Annotated in this window: 20 protein-coding genes and 1 riboswitch; of the genes, 14 read left to right on the top strand and 6 right to left on the bottom strand. The window is 42.6% G+C overall.

Annotated features, from left to right (window positions below):
• Positions 1-4: 4 nt before the first annotated feature.
• A complete protein-coding gene (locus H8Z82_RS06415; RefSeq protein WP_186994616.1) occupies positions 5-499 on the bottom strand; it encodes a hypothetical protein in 495 nt (164 codons plus the stop codon).
• A complete protein-coding gene (locus H8Z82_RS06410; protein ID WP_019160504.1) occupies positions 500-1,006 on the bottom strand; it encodes an RNA polymerase sigma factor in 507 nt (168 codons plus the stop codon).
• Between the two features lie 479 nt (positions 1,007-1,485).
• On the opposite strand from H8Z82_RS06410, the gene H8Z82_RS06405 reads away from it, so the two are divergent.
• Both H8Z82_RS06405 and H8Z82_RS06400 read left to right on the top strand, forming a co-directional pair.
• Positions 1,486-2,637, top strand: coding sequence for an alanyl-tRNA editing protein (locus tag H8Z82_RS06405; protein WP_186994615.1), 1,152 nt, complete (start codon positions 1,486-1,488; stop codon positions 2,635-2,637).
• Between the two features lie 139 nt (positions 2,638-2,776).
• Positions 2,777-3,643, top strand: a complete 867-nt coding sequence (locus H8Z82_RS06400; RefSeq protein ID WP_186994614.1) for an amidohydrolase family protein — start codon at positions 2,777-2,779, stop codon at positions 3,641-3,643.
• Positions 3,644-3,809: 166 nt separating this feature from the next.
• Here the strand turns inward: H8Z82_RS06400 and H8Z82_RS06395 are convergent, their stop codons facing one another.
• The gene (locus H8Z82_RS06395) at positions 3,810-4,982 is read right to left on the bottom strand and encodes a hypothetical protein (protein ID WP_186994613.1); all 1,173 of its coding nucleotides are present in this window, start codon (positions 4,980-4,982) and stop codon (positions 3,810-3,812) included.
• 200 nt (positions 4,983-5,182) lie between these two features.
• A riboswitch (THF riboswitch) is annotated at positions 5,183-5,288 on the top strand.
• 87 nt (positions 5,289-5,375) lie between these two features.
• Between H8Z82_RS06395 and H8Z82_RS06390 the strand changes: the two genes are divergently transcribed.
• The gene (locus H8Z82_RS06390) at positions 5,376-5,936 is read left to right on the top strand and encodes a folate family ECF transporter S component (protein WP_019160508.1); all 561 of its coding nucleotides are present in this window, start codon (positions 5,376-5,378) and stop codon (positions 5,934-5,936) included.
• 126 nt (positions 5,937-6,062) lie between these two features.
• Here the strand turns inward: H8Z82_RS06390 and H8Z82_RS06385 are convergent, their stop codons facing one another.
• Positions 6,063-6,839, bottom strand: a complete 777-nt coding sequence (locus tag H8Z82_RS06385) for a GNAT family N-acetyltransferase (protein WP_186994612.1) — start codon at positions 6,837-6,839, stop codon at positions 6,063-6,065.
• 92 nt (positions 6,840-6,931) lie between these two features.
• Complete coding sequence (locus H8Z82_RS06380) at positions 6,932-7,534, bottom strand: SGNH/GDSL hydrolase family protein (protein ID WP_019160510.1); 603 nt, start codon at positions 7,532-7,534, stop codon at positions 6,932-6,934.
• A gap of 368 nt (positions 7,535-7,902) precedes the next feature.
• Between H8Z82_RS06380 and H8Z82_RS06375 the strand changes: the two genes are divergently transcribed.
• The 8 genes from H8Z82_RS06375 (at position 7,903) to atpC (ending at position 14,272) form a co-directional block, all read left to right on the top strand.
• On the top strand, positions 7,903-8,565 hold the full coding sequence (locus H8Z82_RS06375; RefSeq protein WP_186994611.1) for a F0F1 ATP synthase subunit A: 663 nt from the start codon (positions 7,903-7,905) through the stop codon (positions 8,563-8,565).
• A 220-nt stretch (positions 8,566-8,785) separates the two neighbouring features.
• Positions 8,786-9,004 (top strand): ATP synthase F0 subunit C, encoded by a 219-nt coding sequence (gene atpE / locus H8Z82_RS06370; RefSeq protein ID WP_019160512.1) that lies wholly within the window; start codon positions 8,786-8,788, stop codon positions 9,002-9,004.
• 39 nt (positions 9,005-9,043) lie between these two features.
• The gene (atpF, locus tag H8Z82_RS06365; protein ID WP_330607871.1) at positions 9,044-9,544 is read left to right on the top strand and encodes a F0F1 ATP synthase subunit B; all 501 of its coding nucleotides are present in this window, start codon (positions 9,044-9,046) and stop codon (positions 9,542-9,544) included.
• Complete coding sequence (gene atpH / locus H8Z82_RS06360; protein WP_186994609.1) at positions 9,525-10,028, top strand: ATP synthase F1 subunit delta; 504 nt, start codon at positions 9,525-9,527, stop codon at positions 10,026-10,028. The genes atpF and atpH overlap by 20 nt, the downstream gene beginning before the upstream one ends.
• 16 nt (positions 10,029-10,044) lie before the next feature.
• Positions 10,045-11,544, top strand: coding sequence for a F0F1 ATP synthase subunit alpha (atpA, locus tag H8Z82_RS06355; RefSeq protein WP_055053388.1), 1,500 nt, complete (start codon positions 10,045-10,047; stop codon positions 11,542-11,544).
• An 8-nt stretch (positions 11,545-11,552) separates the two neighbouring features.
• Entirely contained in the window at positions 11,553-12,443 is an 891-nt protein-coding gene (gene atpG / locus H8Z82_RS06350) for an ATP synthase F1 subunit gamma (RefSeq protein WP_008707001.1), read from the top strand.
• Positions 12,444-12,448: 5 nt separating this feature from the next.
• The gene (gene atpD, locus H8Z82_RS06345) at positions 12,449-13,846 is read left to right on the top strand and encodes a F0F1 ATP synthase subunit beta (RefSeq protein ID WP_008706999.1); all 1,398 of its coding nucleotides are present in this window, start codon (positions 12,449-12,451) and stop codon (positions 13,844-13,846) included.
• Positions 13,847-13,858: 12 nt separating this feature from the next.
• Entirely contained in the window at positions 13,859-14,272 is a 414-nt protein-coding gene (gene atpC, locus H8Z82_RS06340) for an ATP synthase F1 subunit epsilon (RefSeq protein ID WP_055053358.1), read from the top strand.
• Positions 14,273-14,520: 248 nt separating this feature from the next.
• On the opposite strand, the gene H8Z82_RS06335 is transcribed toward atpC, so the two are convergent.
• Positions 14,521-15,231 carry a glycosyltransferase family 2 protein gene (locus H8Z82_RS06335; protein ID WP_186994608.1) on the bottom strand — a complete coding sequence of 237 codons (711 nt, stop codon included), beginning with the start codon at positions 15,229-15,231 and terminating at the stop codon, positions 14,521-14,523.
• 160 nt (positions 15,232-15,391) lie between these two features.
• Here H8Z82_RS06335 and H8Z82_RS06330 point away from each other — a divergent pair, with 160 nt between their 5' ends.
• From H8Z82_RS06330 to H8Z82_RS06320, 3 genes are all read left to right on the top strand, one after another.
• Complete coding sequence (locus tag H8Z82_RS06330) at positions 15,392-16,408, top strand: LacI family DNA-binding transcriptional regulator (RefSeq protein WP_186994607.1); 1,017 nt, start codon at positions 15,392-15,394, stop codon at positions 16,406-16,408.
• 306 nt (positions 16,409-16,714) lie between these two features.
• Positions 16,715-17,593 (top strand): carbohydrate ABC transporter permease, encoded by an 879-nt coding sequence (locus H8Z82_RS06325; protein WP_019160519.1) that lies wholly within the window; start codon positions 16,715-16,717, stop codon positions 17,591-17,593.
• Positions 17,593-18,432, top strand: a complete 840-nt coding sequence (locus H8Z82_RS06320; protein ID WP_019160520.1) for a carbohydrate ABC transporter permease — start codon at positions 17,593-17,595, stop codon at positions 18,430-18,432. Before H8Z82_RS06325 ends, H8Z82_RS06320 begins: the two co-directional genes overlap by 1 nt.
• The last annotated feature ends 65 nt before the right edge of the window (positions 18,433-18,497 follow it).

Below are 18,497 nucleotides of genomic sequence, written 5' to 3'. Positions count from 1 at the left end.
ACTTTTATTTGCCTCCATTCATTAATTTGCTGGAAAAATCACTGATATATTTTATAAAAGAACTGGTGCCATCACCAATGTTCTGGCCAAGTTCTCTGGTGAACTGGTAGAGCCTGCCGTTTTCATGTTCTGGCAATGTTCTGTCTATCTGAGAGGAAGTATCCTGATGTAAGGAAGTGAAATCCAGGTTGGGGATACTGAATAAAAGCAGCAGGGCAACTATCACACCGGCAGCAGTCTGAAGACTGTAATGGAGCAGCTGCATTTTGCGGGATGCTTTATTTGCTGCCCGGGCAAGCTGTACTTCACCGGAGTCTGCTTTGGTCAGAATCTGTTCCATCAGATAGGAAGGAGCAGTATCCGTACTGCTGTCTTCCTGTTCCATCATCTGGTCCAGACAGAAATCGCAGTGATCAAGATGTGATAGAAATTCAATGACTTCCTGTGTGTTCATATTTCCGTTGTCAAATTCTATTAAATCCTTCTTATCAATATGCATCTAATCACCCCTTTCAAGCATCTTTTTCAGCATTGCCCTTGCGCGATAGAGCTGTGTCTGAATTGTTTTCGGATTTTTTCCTGTCTGTTGTGCAATCTCAGGTACGGACAGTTCCCTGCAGAAATGTGCGTAAGCGACTTCTTTGTAGGGACTTTTCAATTGCATACACAATGCTTCTACGTGAGTATTGGATGCAGCTTTCATGTATTCATCCTCGGGAGAGGATTGTCGGTCCGGAATCTGGGAAAAGTAGGTGTCTTCTGTTGGAATACTTCGCCGCCCGGCTGCTTTCAGATAGTCCAGGCATTTTCGGACAGCAATCTTGCTTAGCCAGGCTTTTTCATAAGTGCCGTCAAAACGGGACAGGTTTTTATAGGCAGACAGAAATACTTCCTGAGTAAGATCTTCGGCATCAAATGGATTGCCGACGGATTTCAGGCAGATCGAATATATTAAGTTCTGGTATTGCTTAATCAGATATTCCAGATATTGTTTTTCTGTGATCATTGCTGTCTCCTTTTCCCTGTTCATTTAATTATAACGCAGGAGGTGGGGGAATGGATTCAGATATTGGAGGAATTTTGAGAAAAAGGGGACGCGCAGAAAAATAGTTTGTTTTGTGTGCGGTTTCGGACACTAAGATATTCTAAGCTGGCAAAAATCTGCTAAAGGCATGAGAAAAATGCCACAAACTCGCCGCATAGCGGCTCAGACAGTGTGTCATTTTTCTCATAACGCAGATTTTGGCCAGCTAAGAATATCTAAGTATCCTGCAAATGCACACAAAACAAACTATTTTTCTGCGCTGGTTATTGGCTGCTTGGATTAACGGATTTTTATAAAAATATCTCTAGGGGACAGTCTTGCGAACCCTTTTGATTTGGTCTATACTTGATTGGAATGAAATACAGCATTTATGTTTATATGGAAGATAATGCGGGGGAATATGACAGATAACATGACAGATTAACAAGGAGAGACAGATTATGACAGAAACAAGACGTTTATATTATGAAGATGTGTATAAAAAAGAATTTACCGCGACAGTTCTGGAGTGCAGGGAGCGTAAGAAAGGTTTCGCTGTAATTCTGGATGAGAGTGCTTTTTATCCGGAGGGTGGTGGTCAGCCGAGTGATGTGGGAATTTTGGGTGATGCACAGGTGACGGAGGTTCATGAGAAAGATGGAGAGCTGCTTCATTATATAGATAAAGCACTGGAAGTGGGAACCAGGGTTGAAGGAAAGATTGACTGGGCGCGTCGTTTTGATTTGATGCAGCAGCATTCCGGTGAGCATATGGTCAGTGGTATTATTCATGAGAAGTATGGTTATGATAATGTAGGTTTCCATATGGGAAGCGATGTGATCACTGTAGATTTGAATGGTATGCTGGATGATGCGCAGCTTGCAGAAATTGAGCGGGAAGTGAATGAGAGAGTTTGGGAGGATAAGGAAGTACTGATTACTTATCCCACAGCAGATGAATTAGAGGTTTTGGATTACAGAAGTAAGAAGGAACTGACAGGACAGGTTCGTATTGTGACATTCCCGGGAGTAGACGTATGTGCCTGCTGTGGTACTCACGTAACTCATACAGGCGAGATCGGAATGGTGAAGCTTCTCTCTGTAGTGAAATTTCACGATGGCATCCGTATGGAGATGATCTGCGGTAAACGTGTGCTGGATTATCTGAATATGGTGAATGAGCAGAATCATCAGATTTCCATGAAGCTTTCTGCAAAGATGGACAGAACAGCGGAGGCAGTACAGCGTCTGCAGGACGAGAATTTCCGTATGAAGGGCCTGGTTGCACGTATGGAGGAAGAGATGTTCCGGGCAGAGGCAAAGAAGTGGGAAGGTGCCGGAAGCGTACTGATCTTTAAAGAGGGTCTGGAAGCAGATTCTGTACGTAAACTTGCGGATGTAGTGATGAATACCTGTGAGGGTTGCTGTGCAGTATTTTCCAGAAATGAAGATGGAAGCTATAAGTATGCTATGGGAGAGATTGACGGGGATTTACGCCAGTATACAAAGGAAATGAATGCTGCATTAAATGGAAGAGGTGGTGGAAAACCATTCTTTGTCCAGGGGTCTGTGCAGGCAACAGAAGACGAAATCCGAAATTTTTTTGAAAAATAAAAAATTGTAGATAAAAGATTAAGTAAAACTGCGGAGCGGTTATTGAGCATAGAGTTGCATAGCGAAGCGGATGAGTTTATCCGTCTGACTCTATGGTTCGAGTTAAGAAAGTAGCAGGGAAGAGGAAGAGAAACGGGAAATGTTTGGAGAATGTCATGCGCATATCATTATGGATGGCGTGAATTACCGCCATGCAGTTGATATGCAAAAAAATGGACCGGACGATAAGATCATAAGAGAACATCTGGAAGCTTATCAAAAGCGTGGTATTACTTTTGTGCGTGACGGAGGGGATGGACTGGGAGTTTCCAGGCGGGCAAAGGAGCTGGCACCGGAGTATGGAATTGATTACAGGACACCTGTATTTGCCATACATAAGGAAGGATATTATGGCGCTATTGTGGGAAAGAGTTTTGATACTATGGGAAAATTCCATCGGAGAGTTCTGGAGGCAAAAGCACAGGGAGCTGATTTTATCAAAATCATGACTACCGGAATCCTGGATTTTAATAATCATGGAGCAATTACCGGAATGTCTTTGGAAGCAGATGAAGTGAGGGAGATGGTTCATATTGCCCATGAAGAGGGAATGAGAGTGATGTCTCATACCAATGGGGTATATGGAGTCAGGGCTGCTTTGAAAGCCGGGGTAGACAGTCTGGAGCATGGTAACTATATGGACGGGGAAACGCTGGAAATGCTGGCGGAAAGCAGTACTGTTTGGGTGCCTACCCTTGTGACAGTGATAAATTTGCTGGGTTCAGAACGATATGAGGATGCTGCTTTATTTCCTATTATCCAGAGTGCCAGTGAAAATGTCCGTAAAGCCTTTCAAATGGGAATTCATGTGGCAGCCGGAAGTGATGCGGGGGCATATAGAGTGTACCATGGGCAGGGAATACAGGATGAGATCCATGCCTTCGAAGAGATTTTGGGATGCAGTGATAAAGTGTATGCCTGGCTGAAGGAAGGAGAAGAGAACATAAAAAAGAAATTTCACAGTTGAAAATACAGCAGGTATTTTCATCGAATACGGATTAGTCAAGCGGATATTCGCAATCCGCTTCGCTACCTGCTTGATTCGGTTAATATCCGGGTGACAGGAAGTTCTGTCTGGAAATAGATGAAAAATACCTGCTGTATTTTTAGTTATATATTATATATAAGATATTTTACGTGTTCTGTATCTGTACAGCAGTATAGATATTGGAAGCTTTAGATTTGGAGGGATGAAAGGTTACCTGGACATAATCTCCGTATTCCAGACTGGCTTCAGAGCTGTTCCGAAGTTCTTCTGTGCGGAAAGTATCTACAGCACCATCATCTGTCTGTACAGTAATGGTATTGGCAGTACTGCCGGTAATGACGCCTGTAACTGTAAAAGAAATATGTTTGTCATCAATGGTGTCAGGATCTTCTCCTGTAACTGCCAGGATCTGGATCCCTTCCAGGGTATCCGGCTGCAGGACACCCTTATAGGTGACATTTACATGGGAGCCGGGAGCAATACCGCCCTTGAAATAAACGGGAATGGAGGACATATCCAGATTTTGGACTGTGCTGCTTCCGGCAGGGAGAATCTGCAGGGTGTTCAGGTTAACCCCCTGTATAGTTGCCAGAAACTGCTGTTCTTTACCGGCAGCCTCCTCGGGAGTTTCCTCCGGATTCGGCGGTGGTGTGGGAGTTGGATCCGGGATAACGATTGTTTCCAGATCAGAAATACTCAATACCTTTAAGTGGCTGGCATTGAGAGAAGCGGAAGAGTCCTGGGAGGTATCGGGGAATTTTCCTTTAAAACGCAGATATACCCAGTCCCCCTCTTTGATTCCGTTCTGATAATATTGTTCTGTGCCGGTGATCGGATAGGTAGCAGTTTTTCCTTTTTTGGATTTCAGAGTTATGGTATTGGCAGTGAGGGAAAGGACCTGCCCATGGGCCGTGCGCTTTTTCAATTTGCTTTTACGATGAAATTCATCTACTACTTTCAGAGTCTGTACGGTACTGGTATCCGTACCGGAAAGCTGTCCTTCATAGATTACGCTGATCTCATCGCCTGTGATCATACCATCTTTACATTCCAAAGTGGCACCAGAAAGATTGAATACATAGGAAGCTTCTCCTTTATTCAGAATCAGCTGGCTTCCGGAAAAATCCTGAAGAGTACCTGATATTTCATCCATATAGACTCTGCTTTTGGGTTCAGTTGTGGCAGATTCCGGAGAGGATGGATCTTCCACGGAAACATCCCCGGTTGATGTGATTTGTTCCAATACAGTTCCAAGAGAGCATCCGCTCAGAGATAAACTAAGAACGGTGCAGGCACAGACAGAGAGCAGTTTTTTCATGATAATTGCAGATCCTCCAGAAAAGTCATTTATGCAATTATCATAACATATATTGTAAGGGTTTTGAGATTTATTTTTCTTTTTTTACTCATTTTTTCCTTTGATATTTCCATAGGGGGGTTGAAAAAATTTGATAAAATAATAACAATTAGATATTGCATTTTTGATAGTTTATGATATACTTTTCTCAAGTAAATAATAGCGAAGTAGGATTTTATGCGTTAAGTGTTCATAGGCTGGGGAGTCGCCGTGAAACGAAAAGCAGAGTGACAAGCTGCTTACGATATGATTTCCGCACCCGTTGCTACATATGAGGACATCTCATAATGTGGAGGGATTATTATTTATGGTAACTACTCTATTTTATAAACACATTATGGAGGTGTTTTTATTATGCAGAAAAAACAAACATGGAACGTAAAAACATTGGTATTTATGGCACTTCTGATCGCTATGCATCTGGTACTGACACGAGTTCTGGTCATTGACCTTGGGGCATATCGTATTTCTGTAGGAAGTGTAACTACAATTCTGGCCGGTCTTTGGCTGGGACCTATAGCGGGCGGAGTCTGTGGATTATGTGCAGATATTATCGGATGCTTTATGAAAGGATATGCTGTAAACCCATTTATTACAGTTGCAGCCATTCTCTGGGGAGTTCTTCCGGCACTGGCAAGACCACTGTTCGCAAACAAAAAGAAAACAGGAAAAACAGTTGTTATCTGTATTTCTATTGTGATAACTGCAATTCTCAGTTCTCTGGTATTAACAACAGCAGGACTGGTAATTATGCTTGGATATAATTTTTATGCAATCATGCCTGGAAGACTGGTGCAGTTTGTAATTATGATCCCTATTTACTGTGTGCTTACCTGTCTGCTGTATTTCAGTCCTCTGACTGCTATGGTTGCAGGTAATGTGACACCGGCAGTACTGAATAAGAAAACAGTGTAACAAAACGATTATGAAAATATACATTCATTGATTCCCCAAAAAGAAAAAGTAAACTGAAAAGAAGTGTGTTCTGTAAGAGGAAAAAAATTACAGAACGCACTTCTTTTTTTATAGATAATCGGTAAATTATTTTTCAGGTGGAAAATTACCATTTTCGTCCGGCTGTACCCGAAACCAATAGGTATAGAGCTGCTGGAATCCAAGGGATCTGTACAGTGCCCGGGCATTTTTATTTCCCTCTACAACCTGCAGGTAAGCATTTTGGGCACCCTTTTTTATGCCTTCTTTCAGAAGTCCGGTACAAATCTGACGGGCATATCCCTGTCTGCGGTATTCTTTTTTTACATGGATGGCATAGAGACCGATGTAATCTCTGTCCAATATTCCCAGACCGGTTGCAATAATCTGACCGTCTATACTGACAGAGGCACAGATGGTTTCCTTGAGGATTGACTGATACATGGATGGAACTACTTTCCGGTGAATCGGATTGGTGGTATTTTTCAGACGGAACAGACTTTCAATCCATTCAAGAGGGATATTTTCACAGAAAGAGACATTAGGGTAAGGGCAATCTATCCGGGCAGTTTTCAGGCTCATTGCCATAACATTGGTAGTGTGCTGTATGGCATATCCACGGTTTTCCAGGACATAATCAAAGTCAGGAGAGACCAGGGGACTGATCTTGAAGACAGCCGGACTTCCAAGGCGTTTATACTCACTTTCGCAAAAGGGGATTTTTTCTCTCCATGTGAGAGTGGAATTACCAAACTGTTCTACGCTGTTGGTTCTGTGTGTATAAAAATAAGAAAATCTCAGAATCCAGCCGTCATACAGCTCCATTTTGTGGGATGGCCAGGCGTTCAGAGACATATCTTCAATTTGTTTAATAGTGGTTTCCATAGGTAAGGAAAACTCCTTTCGGATTAATTTATATCCAGATTATACAGAAGTGGACAGTGATATGCAAGAAAACATTATGGTTTCTTCTGCCCTTAAACGTTCAGCAAAGGATACAGACGTTTAGCTAACAGGCTGTGACCCAGGGCAGTGAGATGGATGCCGTCTGTGGTAACAGCAGGAAAACCTTTTACAGAAGCTTCTTGATTCAGATAATCCTGTAAAGGCAGGAAAGGAAGTGAAAACTGGAAGGAAAGACTGCGGATCTTTTGAGACATGGCATGGACATAGGGAATCCAGTTTTGATATTCAGCCGGACAAGGGAAGATAAACGGTTCCATGAGAATCACCTGTTGTGCATCTGCAGTGAGCAGTTTCAGTAATTCTTTATAATGAACAGTAAATTCCTTCAGCATTTGTTGTTTTTGTTCCTCTGTGCGGTGTGTGTTCATGATTAATCCGATATCGTTGATACCGACCAGCAGAGTGATAATCGGATTGCGATGAAGGGAAATACGGTGAGTTTGAATGTTTTCGAGAATACGTGATACTGTGAATCCGTCTATTCCGTGATTTTTGATCTGTACGTTGTATGGGAGCTTTTCTGCGAGAAGCTGTACATAACCGTTTCCAAGGGGAAAATCTTCAAATAAATGATTGCAGTCGGTAATGCTGTCGCCCAGACATAGAATATGCATAAAATAATCCTTTCCGAGTATAAAGAAATTGGTATGACCTGTTTGAAAATTGGTATGTTTTGCGATATAAATTTTATATAAAAAATATATAAAATAATATCACCGGGTGACAGTTGGGTCAATAAAAATGCACCGATTTTTGTTAAAGTGCATGATAAAAAGTATGATTTTGACGAAGTAATAAAAATTCATTGTGCAAAATATATAAAAAAAAATAATTATTTTGTTGATAATAGTCGGAATAGTTGTTGACTTTTTAACGATTTTGAATATAATAAACTCAAAATCCTGAATCTCAGGGAGATAGCTTTCCGGAGATCCGGTAAAAAAAGGAGGGAAAAGAGACGGGTAATTTAGCAAGCACGTTAATGGAAGAACTTCAATGTAAGACAGTTTTTACCATACCGGTGTTTGGTGGAATACCAATTGCAGAATCAGTAGCAGTGACATGGATCATCATGGCAGTGCTTTTAATTTTGTCATTGGTGCTTGTGCGAAATCTAAGTGTGGAAAACCCTGGTAAGAAACAGCTTTTATTAGAAGCGGGAGTTGGTTTTCTCCATAACTTCTTTAAGGATATTCTTGGAGAAGAGGGAAAAATATATATTCCCTATCTGATGACAGTTGTCATTTACATTGGAATTGCAAACATTTTCGGTGTGTTTGGATTTGTACCGCCTACAAAGGATTTAAACTGTACGATTGGTCTTGCGCTTACAAGTATTTTTCTGATCGAGTATGCAGGATTTCATAAGAAAGGTCTGAAAGGATTTATTAAAAGCTTTGCAGAGCCTTCACCGGTTATGCTGCCGATCAATATTCTGGAGATCGCCATTCGTCCTACATCACTTTGTATGCGACTTTTTGGTAATGTATTAGGAAGCTATGTGGTTATGAAACTTCTTGAGTTTATATGCCCGGCAATTCTTCCTATTCCATTCAGCCTGTATTTTGATTTCTTTGACGGATTCATTCAGGCCTATGTATTTGTATTCTTAACTTCTTTATTTATCAAAGAAGCTATTGAATAAAAGCTTACTGTTCATACAGGATTATGACATCACATACGGGACATAAGATACGAGACATAAAGTATGAGACAGCAGTTATGAGCAGTACCCCCAAAAAAGCTGTCCGGATATCGGCAGGATAGCACATTACGAAGAAAGATCTGTAATATCAGGTTACGGGCAATATTTTGTCCCTGACATCATTCATTCAATTTATTGAAACAACAGGAGGAAAAAAGTTATGTTAGTAGCTATTGGAGCAGCAATCGCAGTTATGACAGGTATCGGAGCAGGTATTGGTATTGGTATGGCAACATCCAAAGCAGTAGAAGCAATCGCAAGACAGCCAGAAGCAGAAAGCAAGATCAGTAAAGCACTTCTTTTAGGATGCGCCCTTGCCGAAGCAACAGCTATTTACGGTTTCGTTATCGGTCTTCTGATCGTTATCATGCTTGGCTAATTGATGGATAAAGAATAAGTAGAAAGGCAGGTGGGACCGGTGATTGAAATTAATATCAACGTGGTCTTTACGATTATCAACCTGATTGTTCTTTATCTTTTAATGAAAAAGTTCTTATTTGGTCCGATCCTCAATGTGATGGAGCAGAGAAAAAACATGATCGACCAGCAGTTCGCAAGTGCCAAAGATACAGAAGAACAGGCATATGAACTGAAAGGTAAATATGAAGATGCACTGAAATCTGCGAAAGACGAATCCATGCGTATTGTAAATGCGGCAAAGGATGAGGCAAAAGTACAGGCTGAGCGTATTGTAAAAGATGCAAATACACAGGCCGGCGCAATGCTTGATAAAGCAAAGGCAGATATCAGGACAGAGCAGGAAAATGCTATGAAGGCTATGGAAAGCAGAGTGGCAGAGATCGCGCTGGATGCAGCCTCTAAGATCATGGGAGAGAAAAACAGCAGTCAGCAGGATTTGTCCCTTTATGACCAGTTTATAAAAGAGGCAGGTGATTCCAATGACGGAAACATGCATTAATTATGCAAAAGCATTATATGAGCTTTCTGTCCCGGAAGAAGCTGTTTCAGAGACAGAAAAGATTTTCAGGAGTACCCCGCAGTTAAAGGGTGCTCTTGAGAATCCGCTGGTTTCTTTAAAAGAAAAAGAACATGTAATTGACAGGGTATTTCCACAGGAGATGAAAAATTTCCTGAAGGTAACCTGTAAATATCAGAAAATCAGCAGCATTTATGATATCCTGGAAGCATACGGCAATTACAGCCGTAAACAGAAAGGAATCCTGAAAGCTGTTCTCACATATGTAACAAAACCGGAAGAAGCCCAGAAAGAGAAGATGGAAGATTTCCTTCGCAGGGAATTCGGAGCAAAGGAAGTAATCCTTACTCTCAGAGAAGACAAATCTTTGATCGGAGGCTTCATTCTTTCTGCCGGAGACAAAGAGTTCGACTGGAGTCTCCGCGGACGTTACAACAATTTAAGACAGAAATTGACACGGAGGTGAATAAAAGTTGGCTGCAATGAATCCAGATGAAATCATTTCGATTCTGAAAGAAGAAATTAAGAATTATGACGAAATCAGCAAGGACCAGGAAGTAGGAACAGTCATCTCCGTCGGAGATGGTATCGCCACGGTACATGGTATCGATCATGCTATGTATGGCGAGGTTGTAACCTTTGAGAATGGTCTGAAAGGTATGGTTCAGGATATCCGTGCAAACAGCATCGGATGTATCCTGTTCGGTAAAGATACAGGAATCAAAGAAGGAACAAAGGTGGCAAGAACCCAGAAACAGGCAGGTGTGCCTGTAGGTGACGCTTTTATCGGAAGGATTGTAAATGCTCTGGGAGCACCGATCGATGGTAAAGGCGAGATTAAGGCAGACGGGTATCGTCCGGTAGAGAATCCGGCACCTGGGATCATTGAGAGAAAATCTGTAACAGTTCCGCTGGAAACAGGTATTCTTTCCATTGACTCCATGTTCCCGATCGGCCGTGGCCAGCGTGAGCTGATCATCGGTGACAGACAGACAGGTAAGACTTCCGTTGCACTGGATACCATTCTTAACCAGAAAGGCAAAGATGTAATCTGTATCTATGTTGCGATCGGACAGAAAGCTTCTACAGTAGCTAAGATCGTATCTACTCTGGAGAAACATGGTGCTATGGACTATACAACAGTATTCTCCTCTACAGCCAGTGACTGTGCACCACTTCAGTACATTGTTCCTTATGCAGGTACTGCACTTGCTGAGTACTTCATGTACAAGGGAAAAGATGTATTGATGGTTTATGATGATTTATCCAAGCATGCAGTTGCATATCGTGCACTGTCATTGCTTCTGGAACGTTCACCGGGACGTGAGGCTTATCCTGGAGATGTATTCTATCTCCATTCCAGATTACTGGAGCGTTCCAGCCGTCTGAATGAAAAGGCCGGCGGTGGTTCTATCACCGCACTTCCTATCATTGAGACACAGGCAGGTGACCTTTCCGCATATATTCCTACAAACGTTATTTCCATCACAGATGGTCAGATCTTCCTGGAGAGTGACCTGTTTAACTCCGGTATGCGTCCGGCGGTTAACGTAGGTCTTTCCGTATCCCGAGTTGGTGGTGCTGCACAGGCAAAAGCCATGAAGAAAGCAGCAGGAAGTGTCCGTATCGATCTGGCTCAGTATCGTGAGATGGAAATCTTTACACAGTTCAGTTCTGATCTGGACGAGGCTACAACTCAGCAGCTGAAATACGGAAGCGGACTTATGGAACTTCTGAAACAGCCGCTTTCAAGTCCGTTAAGTCTTCATGAGCAGGTCATCACTCTTTGTGCGGCAACACACAAGGCAATGATGCACGTGGAAACTAAGAAGATGAAGAAGTATCAGAGAGATATGCTGGACTACTTTGACAGTGCTTATCCGGAAATCGGAAGAGAGATCGAGGAGAAGAGACAGCTTCCGGATGAACTGGCAGAAAAGATCGTGAAAGTGGCAGAAGAATTTGCAGATAAGAGCAGGTAGGTGTTGATATGGGCAGTACGAAAGAGATTCAGACTCGAATGAAAAGCATTCAGGACACCATGAAGATCACCAATGCCATGTATATGATTTCTTCATCCAAGATGCAGAAGGCCAAAAGAATCCTGTCCGATACAGAGCCGTATTACTATAATATGCAGGCAGCAATTTCCCGAATCCTGCGTCATATGCCGGATACAGAGCATCCTTTTTTCAGTATCCGTCATAAGATCGCAGAGGAAGACCGTAAGATCGGCTGTATCGTAGTTACCGGTGATAAAGGTATGGCAGGTGCCTATAACCATAATATCCAGAAAATGACAGAACAGTTTATGGCAGAGCATGAGCACTGCAAGCTTTATGTGCTGGGTATGGTAGGCCGTCAGTATTTCACGAAGAAACATATGGATATCGCAGAGAACTTTCCATATACAGTACAGAAACCGACCATGCACAGAGCGCGTCTGATCTCAGAGGAGATTGTCAGAGCGTTCCTGGACAGAGAACTGGACGAAGTCCGTATTTTCTATACGGAGATGCAGAGTGCAGTTGCAATGGAGCCGGTGAATATGCAGCTTCTTCCATTGAAGAAGGCAGAGTTCCTGCCAAATCAGGCAATGCTTGCGGACATGCCGCAGGAGGAAATTGTGCTGTCACCATCAGCCGATGTACTTCTGAATACCATGATCCCCAATTACCTGACCGGTCTGATCTATGGATGTCTTGTAGAAGCGTATGCCAGTGAAAATAATGCCAGAATGATGGCAATGCAGTCCTCTACGGACAGTGCAAAGAAGATGCTCAGGGAATTATCCATTGAGTACAACCGTGCGCGTCAGGCTGCCATCACACAGGAAATCACTGAGATTGTCAGCGGTGCAAAAGCACAAAAAAGGAAGTGACGACGATGAACAAAGGTAAAATTGTACAGGTTATGGGACCTGTTGTAGACGTTGTTTTTGAAGATGGAAATCTTCCTGAGATTAAGGATGCCCTTGAGGTAGAGAACAACGGTAAAAGATGTGTAATGGAAGTTTCCCATCATCTGGGAAACAATATGGTACGCTGCATTATGCTGAGCGCAAGCGAAGGCTTACAGCGAGACAGAGAAGTCATCGCCACAGGAAGCGGCATTAAGGTTCCTGTAGGTGATAAGACACTGGGACGTTTATTTAACGTACTTGGTGATACAGTAGATGATGGTCCTTCCCTTGAGGGAGAACAGAAATGGGTCATTCACAGAGATCCGCCGGATTTCGAACATCAGAAACCGGCTGTAGAAATCCTGGAAACAGGTATTAAGGTTATCGACCTTCTTGCACCATATGCAAAAGGTGGTAAGATCGGTCTGTTCGGTGGTGCCGGTGTTGGTAAGACAGTCCTGATTCAGGAGCTGATCCAGAACATTGCCACAGAGCATGGCGGATACTCCATTTTCACAGGTGTTGGAGAGCGTTCCCGTGAAGGTAACGACTTATGGTCAGAAATGAAAGAGTCCGGCGTTCTTGAAAAAACAGCCTTAGTGTTCGGACAGATGAACGAGCCGCCGGGATCCCGTATGCGTGTTGCTGAAACCGGACTGACAATGGCTGAGTACTTCAGAGATGAGGAACACAGAGATGTGCTTCTTTTCATTGATAATATCTTCCGTTTCGTACAGGCTGGTTCCGAGGTTTCCGCCCTTCTTGGACGTATGCCTTCAGCCGTAGGTTATCAGCCAACACTGGCTACTGAGATGGGTGAACTTCAGGAACGTATCGCTTCTACTAAGGATGGTTCTGTAACATCTGTACAGGCTGTCTATGTACCTGCCGATGACCTGACTGACCCGGCTCCTGCAACTACATTCGCTCATCTGGATGCAACAACCGTTCTTTCCAGAAAGATCGTAGAGCAGGGTATTTATCCGGCTGTTGATCCGCTGGAATCTACTTCCCGTATCCTGGAGCCGGATGTTGTAGGTGAAGAACATTATGAAGTAGCACGTAAAGTACAGGAAATTCTTCAGAAATATAAAGAACTTCAGGACATCATCGCTATTCTTGGTATGGAAGAGCTTTCTGAAGAAGATAAGAGCACTGTATTCCGTGCAAGAAAGATCCAGAAGTTCCTTTCCCAGCCATTCCATGTAGCTGAGAACTTCACAGGTATCAAGGGTAAATATGTTCCTCTGAAAGAAACCATCCGTGGATTCAAGGCAATCGTTGATGGTGAGATGGATCAGTATCCGGAAAATGCTTTCTTCAATGTTGGTACAATTGAGGATGTCATCGAGAAAGCAAAGACTGAGATGGGTCAGGAATAAGGAGCGGATTTTATGGCAGATACATTTGGTCTTGAGATTTATGCCAGTAATAAGCTGGCGTTTGCAGGACGTGCCAAAACCCTGACAATTCCGGCTGTTGACGGTGAGCAGGCTTTCTTGGCACAGCACGAGAATATTGTTGCGGCTATCATTCCGGGCGAAATGCGTTTCGAGGAAGCAGATGGTACAAAGCATATTCTGGCTGTGAGCAGTGGGTTTGTGGAGATGATCAATAACCGTGTGAAGTTGTTCTGCCTGACAGCAGAGAGTCCTGAGGAGATTGATATCCGCAGGGCACAGGAAGCGAAGGAAAGAGCAGAAGAGCAGATGAGACAGAAGCAGAGTATTCAGGAGTATCATATGAATCAGCTGGCTCTGTCCAGAGCTATGGCACGACTTAGGGTTACGAGTCATAAAGAGATATGAGTACATTTGGATAAATGTAGGAAAATCCCAAAGGGGACGCTTGAGCAGCGTCCCCTCTGGACACCCCTTGCGCTTTTTTTGGGAGCGCAAGGTTTTTTTATGGGGAAAGTTGTTAACTTGACTGATTTGCTGGGTTGGGTCAAAAAAGTCACCGCGTTTTGGCGGTGGCTTTTTTTCGGTAGTGGGGAGTTTGGGGGATGGGGATACGCTTTGAAATACAGATGGATCAGCTTTCGATATTTGTCTATCTACATAGATTTTTTTAGGGTGTGGAAGTCTTTGATTGCCTGGTAGCCGATTTTGGTGATTTTTTTTAGGTTGAGGGAGTTGGTTCCGGCTTGGCGGGGTTTGAAGGTGATGGGGAGGAAGGTTATTTTTTCTTTGTAGTATACGAAGTAGGTGGTGAGCATGATGTTGGGGAGGTTGTAGTTTTTGGGGAGGCGGTGGATGTATTTGTTTACCAGGTCTGTGTGCATCAGGCGGAAGGGGGCGTTGGCATCCGGGATTTTTACTCCGAAGATCAGGCGAAGGAGAAGGCAGACTGTGTTTTCTACGAATTTTCTGGATTTTCCGTCACCGCGGACTTTGCGGTTTCCGATGATGGCATTGTAGGTGTTTCTTTTTCTCCAGAAGGCTTCAAATTCATCGGGGTTGGTCTGGCCGTCGGAGTCGGTCTGGAAGATATAGTCAGCCTTGTGTTCAATGGCGTAGCGGTAACCGTAGAGAACGGTGGAACCGTGGCCGCCGTTTGGCTTGGTCAGAGGGATCAGGAGAGGGCGGGTCTGTGCCAGTTTGCAGATCAGCTCATATGTATGATCTTTGCTTCCATCGTTAATGATAACCAGACGGGATTGTCCCTCTTTGTTGTGGGACTCTACGATGGGATACCATTCACTGACTGTGCGTTCTATGTTTTCTGCCTCGTTGTATGCGGGAATTACGATAAATAATGAAGACATGTATGATTTCTCCTTGTTTCTGTTTCCATGTATCTGAGTGATTGTTGCATTTCTTTTATTATACCTTGATAGTTCTTTGCTGGCAACCGATATATAAATTTACTCTAGCTATTCTATGGCACAGTGTATTATACTTAACCCAAAGGATGGGAGGTTTTTTATGGTTACGATAAAAGAGATTGCCAGACAGGCAGGGGTAAGCACGACTACAGTTTCCAATGTTCTGCACAAGAAAAATGCCAGGGTTTCAGCTGAAACTATAGAGAAGGTGGAAAGGCTGCTGGCAGAAAATAATTATATCCCAAGACTGGGGCTGAATGCATTGACCAACCGGAGTTCCAGAATTATCTGTATTCTTATTACAACGCCGAAGTTTGCCAGAGGCTCTGCTTATGAGACACCATTTTATGGGAATATACTGGGACACCTGGAGAGGCTTCTGAGAGAAAAGGGATATTATATTATGATTTTCTCGGATAAGAATGTAGAGGAAATTGAGAAGATGACAGTTGGCTGGAATGTAGATGGAATCATTACGATTTCTATGCCCTACAGACATCTGAAAAAAATAGCCGGATTATCTGAAATACCCATAGTGTCCATTGATATGGATGAAATGCCGGAAGGGAATGAGGAGTATTATCAGGTTACGTCTGAAGATAAAAAGGGCGGCAGAGAGATGGCAGAATATTTGATCAGACAGGGTATGAAAAGAATTGTGTATCTGGCAAATGAAAATCATGGTGCGGATCATCTGCGTTTTCTGGGGGTAATGGAGGCAGTACGTGATGCAGATAGAGATGTTCTTCTGGAAGAGAAACGTCTGCCCGGAAATGATGTAGAACGAGAGAAATGTTATCAGGATTTTTTGAAATATGTGGGAACAGAGACGGCTCTGTTCTTTTCTGCAGATATTAATGCGGCAGAGATGATCTCTTTTCTTCACAGGAATAAGGCGAAGATTCCGGAGGAAATCTCTGTAGCAGGGATGGACGATGATGTATTTGCCACTATTGTTTATCCTCGCCTGACTACGATCCGTGTAGATGTAGGAGAAAAAGCGGAGACAGCAGTGGATGTGCTGATGAAACTTATACACGGGGAAAAGTGTGAAAAGAATGTATATATGACTGGAGTACAGCTGGTGGAAAGGGAAAGTGTAAAAATTAAGCCATAAAAGAGGCTCCGGAGTACTGGGATTGGCAAAGTGACGAAAGCAAAAATTGTATATTTTTAACAAGCTAAAGTGGAGAAATAAGTAAAGATTACGAGAAAATTTAGATAAGATTCACAAAAACAGGTTAATTTGACTTTTTATAGGTTATGTAGAAAACCTATAAAAATATACACAATAGAAGACGAAAATATGTTGACAATTCACATAAAGCGAAGTATATTAAATGCATAAGACAAACGAACGTTGCTGTTTGAGGCAAAACAGCAGCAAAAGTTGCAATCACTGAATAGAGGAGGACAGACAGATATGAAGAGAAAGAAAAAAGAATATCTGGAATGTGCGGCTTTTACAGTTCCGTCATTGTTTCTTGTAATGTTGGTATTTTACATTCCCTTTGTAATGAGCCTTTACTACTCACTTACAGAGTGGAACGGAATTTCCAAATCACCGAAATTTATCGGACTGGAGAACTTTAAGAAATTGTTCAGTGGTTCTTCAGATTTCCTGCAGAGCCTGATCTTTACCGGCAAGTATACCATTGTTTTCATGATCTTGGTAAATATCCTTGCACTGGCAATCGCAGTAGCTCTTGTACAGAAGATTCCGGCTGCGAATGTAATGAGGAGTATGTTCTTCATTCCGTATATCATGAGTATGACAATCGTAGGTTTCATCTGGAAATTCATTTTTTCACAGGGATTTGCAGCACTTTTTGAAAAAACACACCTGGGATTCTTAAATCTCAGCTGGCTGGGTGACAGTCATCTCGCATTCTATGCAGTGGCCTTTGTAGGTATCTGGCAGGCACTTGGCTTCTATATTGTTTTATATATTGCAGGACTTCAGGCAGTTCCTACAGATGTGCTTGAGGCAGCAGAAGTAGATGGGGCTACTTCCTGGAAGAAATTTTTCAAAGTTACACTTCCTCTTCTGGGACCGTCCATTACAACCTGTGTATTTATGTCCCTGACAAATGCCGTTAAGGTATTTGATATTATCCTGGCACTTACCAAAGGTGGACCGGGAGGATCTACATACAGTGTAACACTTGATATTTACAGAGAAGCTTTCCAGAATAATAATTATGGTCTGGGATCTGCCAAGGCACTGGTATTCTTTGTGATCATCCTGGTTATCACACAGCTGGTATTAAAAGCTATGCATAGCAGGGAGGTAGATTTATAATGACAATGGCCCAGAGAAAGAAAACGAAAAAGATAGTACTGACAATTATAATGCTTATCCTGGCGTTGATTTATATTTACCCTGTATTTCTGATGGTGATTAACTCAGTGAAGCCCTTTGGCGAAGTTATTATGGATGTAATCGCACTTCCCAGTAAGATTGAATGGAGCAATTACACCTATGTAATGGACAAAATGAAGTATGGCAAGCTGTTCCTTAACAACGTGATCATTACCGTGATCGGTATTGTGGGAATCATCATATTTTCTTCTATGTCTGCTTATATCATCAGCAGAAAGAAAAACAAATATACCAGATTTGCACAGTTTATGATCACAACGCCTATGCTGATCCCGTTCCAAACGATTATGATCACACTTCTGAAAGTTATGAACGTAGTAAATCTTTCCGGAAGCAAGGTAGGACTTGGAATACAGTACTGGGGATTCGGTATTCCCATGGCAGCATTTATTTATGGGAATTTTATGTCAACAATTCCCAAGGAGTTGGATGAAAGTGCATTTATCGATGGTGCAGGAACCTTCCGTACCTATCGTTCTATTATTTTCCCGCTCCTGAAATCTGTAACCTTTACAGTCATCGTAATCGATGTAATGTGGATCTGGAATGACTTCCTTCTTCCACTGCTTATGGTCAACAGTTCAAATGAGACCAAGACGCTGGTGCTTTCCGCTTATACATTCGTAGGTCAGTTCAATACACAGTGGCATTACGCAATGGCAGCTATGGTGCTGGCAGTACTTCCATCCATCATTATCTTTATTTTCCTGCAGAAGTATATTGTAGAGGGTGTTGTTGCAGGTGCAGTAAAAGGTTGATGATCTGAAATTTATAATATGTAAATGACCGGTTGGTTTCATGCCGGACAGAATAAAGCAATGAA

The organism is Blautia difficilis, from assembly GCF_014297245.1.
In the GTDB taxonomy this organism is placed as follows: Bacteria; Bacillota; Clostridia; order Lachnospirales; family Lachnospiraceae; genus Blautia_A; species Blautia_A difficilis.
The sequence above is the reverse complement of the archived record's forward strand: the minus strand, read 5'-3'. Positions and strand labels throughout refer to the sequence as shown.